Annotated in this window: 4 protein-coding genes and 1 pseudogene; 1 reads left to right on the forward strand and 4 read right to left on the reverse strand. The window is 38.6% G+C overall.

Annotated elements, in window-relative coordinates; translation table 11 throughout:
- Positions 1-41: 41 nt before the first annotated feature.
- Positions 42-626 (reverse strand): TetR/AcrR family transcriptional regulator, encoded by a 585-nt coding sequence (locus FC60_RS08920; protein ID WP_056938029.1) that lies wholly within the window; start codon positions 624-626, stop codon positions 42-44.
- Positions 627-790: 164 nt separating this feature from the next.
- Here FC60_RS08920 and FC60_RS08925 point away from each other — a divergent pair, with 164 nt between their 5' ends.
- Positions 791-2,635 carry an MFS transporter gene (locus tag FC60_RS08925; RefSeq protein ID WP_056938030.1) on the forward strand — a complete coding sequence of 615 codons (1,845 nt, stop codon included), beginning with the start codon at positions 791-793 and terminating at the stop codon, positions 2,633-2,635.
- Between the two features lie 162 nt (positions 2,636-2,797).
- On the opposite strand, the gene FC60_RS08930 is transcribed toward FC60_RS08925, so the two are convergent.
- The 3 genes and pseudogenes from FC60_RS08930 to FC60_RS09400 form a co-directional block, all read right to left on the reverse strand.
- On the reverse strand, positions 2,798-4,000 hold the full coding sequence (locus FC60_RS08930; RefSeq protein ID WP_003650099.1) for an alpha/beta hydrolase family protein: 1,203 nt from the start codon (positions 3,998-4,000) through the stop codon (positions 2,798-2,800).
- Between the two features lie 74 nt (positions 4,001-4,074).
- Complete coding sequence (locus tag FC60_RS08935; protein WP_162252192.1) at positions 4,075-4,248, reverse strand: response regulator; 174 nt, start codon at positions 4,246-4,248, stop codon at positions 4,075-4,077.
- Positions 4,249-4,266: 18 nt separating this feature from the next.
- Positions 4,267-4,389, reverse strand: a pseudogene (locus FC60_RS09400) (recombinase family protein); the annotation flags it as partial.

The raw sequence follows: 4,389 nt of genomic DNA on the forward strand, positions 1-4,389 counted from the left end.
ATGGTGTTCATGATCTTAGTTAAATCCTGATCGTTTCTTGTCTAACTAATCTGATTTGTATTTAAACTATCAGCTAATTGCTGAGCAGCCAACAACATTAGATCCTTAATTTGTTCTGGTGGCTCAGGCTGATCTTGTCCTAACCAGACACGTAGAATATTAGTTAAACCACCTATTTGCAAAGCCATCACATAATTCACTTGGGTAGGAGTGCCATGAACATGCCAAGGAGCTGCAAAATGTTGATAACGAGGGATTGCTTTTTGCTGCCAAATTTCATTCACGTGATCAAATAAGCCTTGGCGGATCAATAATTGAATTAAATCCCGTTTTCGCCACCAAAAATTAAAAAAAATATCAAAAGTAGTTTTTAACATCGGTTCCCCTACCTGCGGTTTCTGCTGGAGTAATTGTTCAAAGTACTGATCGAACAACTGATCACACAGGTAATTAATGACCGCTTCTTTATTTTTAAAAGAATGATAGAATGTTTTTCGCGATAATTCAGCGGTTTGGGCAATTTCAGTAATCGAAATATCCTGAAAGTCCTCTTTCGTCATTAAATTTATAAGGGCGTCACATAACCATTGCTTAGACTGTTCAACCATACGCTGCTTGCCGTTCATTTTATTAACATCTCCTCTACTATCGGTAACAAATTATAGCAATCTGTAGCACTTAGCCAATAAGGATTGATTTAATGCTTAGGGCTAATTATACTAAAGACTGCGAATAAAGGTAACAAATGTTTCCTTTATATTCATCTGTTACCGAAAGGAGCGCTTGATAGATGACAAAAGCTACTAAAATTATCAGTTTCATCGGGTTAACCATTGCGATGCTTATGGGTACCTTAGATAGTACCATCGTCAACATTGCTTTACCCCAAATTATGACCCATTTCGATGCCAGTCTAACTGATACAAGTTGGGTTGCCACCATCTATACGTTAGCCTTAGCCGTGTTTATGATCACGGGTTCAAAGATTGCTGATCGTTATGGTCGTAAAAAAATTATGTTATTAGGATTAGCCTTATTTGGCGGCTTTTCAGCGGCTTGTATGCTGGCAACGTCATTACCAGAATTGATTGCCTTTCGATTTTTTCAAGGATTAGGCGGTGCCATTATCACCCCGATTGTCTTACCAATGGGAATTGAAATATTTGGCAAAGCGCATATGTCAAAAATTGCTAGCGTTGTGGGCGCGGTAACGGCTTTAGCCGCTGCCGGGGGGCCACCGATTGGTGGCGTGATTATTAAATATGCTTCTTGGCGCTGGGTATTCGGCATTAATGTCCCCTTAACCATTGCAGCCTTTCTAATTATAGCTATGGGGGTGAGGGAATCATATGACGAATCTTTGGCGGGGAGAATTGATTTACCAGGAACGATTCTTTTAACACTAGGCTTGGGTGGTTTAACCTTTGGACTACTAGAAGGCCGCCAATATGGTTGGCAATCGGGCATCATATTAGGAACCCTCATTGGCGGCGTATTAGCTATTGGATTGTTCATCTTTATCGAAAGCAAAGTCAAACACCCACTACTTGAATTAGATTTGTTCCGTGAAAAAACCTTAACTGCTTCTAGTTTAGTTTACTTTTTAACTGGCTTTACGTTAGTTAGTCCCACCCTGATTTTAAATTATTTTTTACAAGACGTTCTGAACGATACAGCGTTACATGCGGCCCTAATTATTGTTCCAGTTTCCTTAACAATCATAGTAGCGATGCCTTTGGGAACTAAGTTATTTGATCAAGTTGGCGCAGTTCCGGTTACTTTGATTGGTCTCTTAGTCATGGCAGCTAGTTTACTCCTCTTGTCGTTTATCACCACCACAACGCCCAAAGCTGTTATCATTACTTTTCTGGTGATTCATGGTGTTGGTTTTGGGTTCTCTTCGGTTTCGTTAGTGGCCTCGGTTAAGCATTTGCCAAAAAATAAAAGTGGGATTGGTTCGGGAATTGTTAACGCAGCGCGTCAAATTGGCACCTGTTTAGGAATTGCAATTCTAGTAACAGTCCTTGATAATAATGTCAATACAGCTAAGCAGCATATTCATCAAGATGCCATTCAAATTGTTGATCGACAGCAATTATCACCCAAAGTAAAGAAAGTGGCTCATCAACAATTGAATAGCCTATTTTCCACTACTGGATCAGCCAAATTAACAACTAAAAACAAACAGACGAACCTAAGACGTGCCCTTAAACAAGCGGCCAAATCTCAAGTTGATTTACCACAGCCCCAAAAGGGAACCGATCTTTACCAGGTCTACCAAGCCCAGAAAAAGTTAGCACTAGCTACTGACAACTTGAAAGCGGACAGCCAGCGACTAGCACTTACCTTAACCAAGTTAGAAAATCAAAATACCGCTATATCTAAACTATCAGTAGCCTCTCAAAAGATTAATTTGGGTAATCAGAAAATAAGCCAGGGTCAGAAAAAATTGTTAGTAGGTCTCAAACAATTGGCACAAAAAGAAGCTTTAACGACAGCTTTGAGAAAGATTAAGCATACTAAGGATCGACAAATCAGTCAGGCCTTCAGTCATACCTACTTAGTAGGAGCGGTGATTGTTTTGATTCTGTCGCCGATTGCTTTATTGACAGATCGTAAGCCATTAAAAAGTTGAACTGGGAGCTAGCCATTAACTTTAATACGGATTACTAGCTAAATCTAAAAGGGGCCTCGTATTCGAAGCCCCTTTTGGTATGGTGTAAACAGGGATTAGTGTATCACAGGAGATCCCGCATAGGATCATATGCTATTTACAGACTTTTTTTCATACTCTCTCTTATTCAAATAGAGTGTCTAACCAGTCAAAGACTACATTATGGACAAGTCTCAAATTGTTGACTTGGCAATGGGCATCCGCTCCACTTTCCGCTTCAAATATCTGAAGTCTAGTATGGGAATTTTTGGATTTAACGGCTTCGTAAACTACCTTTGCTTGACGTTGTAATTCTGCACCCTCTCCTTCTCCCATGATAAATAAACAGGGGCACTGAACTTTTTGATAATTTACAACCTTTGCCCTCTTAAAAACCTCATCAATAGCTTTTTTAAAATCAGTAGTTCCAAATTGCCATGCATATTTTTGAAGATTTAAATCGGCGGACTCATTTAAATTTCCAACCAGTCTTAAAATAGCATTCATTAACCAACTAGGAGTTTTTAAACTGGATCCAAACTCTTTTTTAAATATTTCGGCAATATCATAAATTGGGGTGCTAGCAATCCATGCCTGAATTCTTGTATCCTGTTCAACAGCTTGTGCAGTGAAATAGCCACCTCCGCTAACACCATAAATAGCTAAATGATTCAACTTAGGATTTTTGTTTTCTAACCAATCAATACATAGTGAAATTGGAGTAGCAGCATTCACATCAAAAGTGAGTTCTCTACTTGGATTAGAGCCTTGACCTGGGAGATCAATCATTAAAACATTATAGCCTCGTTTCCATCCAGGGTATCCTGCAAAATAAAACAGATCTTCCCGATACGTATCCCCACCACCAATCATAATTAGTGTTGGACAATCATCACCACTATGGAGGTAATAACCGGGTAAGTAGGATTCTTGATAGTGAATAGTTAACTCCTCAATAGGTGCTTTTAATGAATAAGTTGCTTTCTTAAAAGATTCTTCCATCCGTTGAACAGTGGGAAGATACTCCTCGGAAAAGGGATTAATAAATTGGATAGCCGAACGAATAGAATAGGTTTGTGCTAGGTAATATTGGGCTTTACTTTGTTTGGTTAAATCTGGATTACCTAGCTTTTGTGCAAGGTAGTCTGCATGAGATAGAAATACCTTTTTCCAAGTACTTGGTTTTGGAGATTTCCCTAGCCGTTGTGCGAGGTAATAAAGCTCCCCGTGTGAAAAACCAAACACTTCGCCAATTCCTAGTAACCAATTAAAGAAAAAATCTGTATCACCATTTTTAAAAAATAATCTAGTTGACTGCCGCTTTAGGATAACTTCGCTTTCTTTCATGTTTTACCTCCGCTCTTTCTTTTTTTGAATTGATTTATTTTATTATACGCGGTTTGTAAAATTAAGTTAGAAATTTAAAAAGGCAATGTGATATCCATCACGATAAGATCAGGGGATTGTTGTTTAATTTCATAATCAATGGTCTGAAAGTCCCGGACCCAGTCAGCTTGGAAATTCCATTTTTTAAGAGCTTGAACTATTTCATTGCGAATGGTTTGGTCATCTTCGATAATATAAATCTTATCCATTTTCTGCCTCATTTTGGATTATCTGCGTACATTAAACTTATGTCGATACCTAATAAATGTTGTCCGTTTGATACCGGTATTCCGAGCGACGTCCACATCACTCATACCATTTTTATAAAGTTCAAATGCATGTTGCAAACG

It is taken from the genome of Limosilactobacillus gastricus DSM 16045, assembly GCF_001434365.1.
Classification (GTDB): Bacteria; Bacillota; Bacilli; order Lactobacillales; family Lactobacillaceae; genus Limosilactobacillus; species Limosilactobacillus gastricus.

What these genes read in the sequence shown, in the direction of transcription:
- FC60_RS08920 (WP_056938029.1), bottom strand. Translation starts at nt 626, where the DNA reads ATGAACGGCAAGCAGCGTATGGTTGAACAGTCTAAGCAATGGTTATGT.
- FC60_RS08925 (WP_056938030.1), top strand. Translation starts at nt 791, where the DNA reads ATGACAAAAGCTACTAAAATTATCAGTTTCATCGGGTTAACCATTGCG.
- FC60_RS08930 (WP_003650099.1), bottom strand. Translation starts at nt 4,000, where the DNA reads ATGAAAGAAAGCGAAGTTATCCTAAAGCGGCAGTCAACTAGATTATTT.
- FC60_RS08935 (WP_162252192.1), bottom strand. Translation starts at nt 4,248, where the DNA reads ATGGATAAGATTTATATTATCGAAGATGACCAAACCATTCGCAATGAA.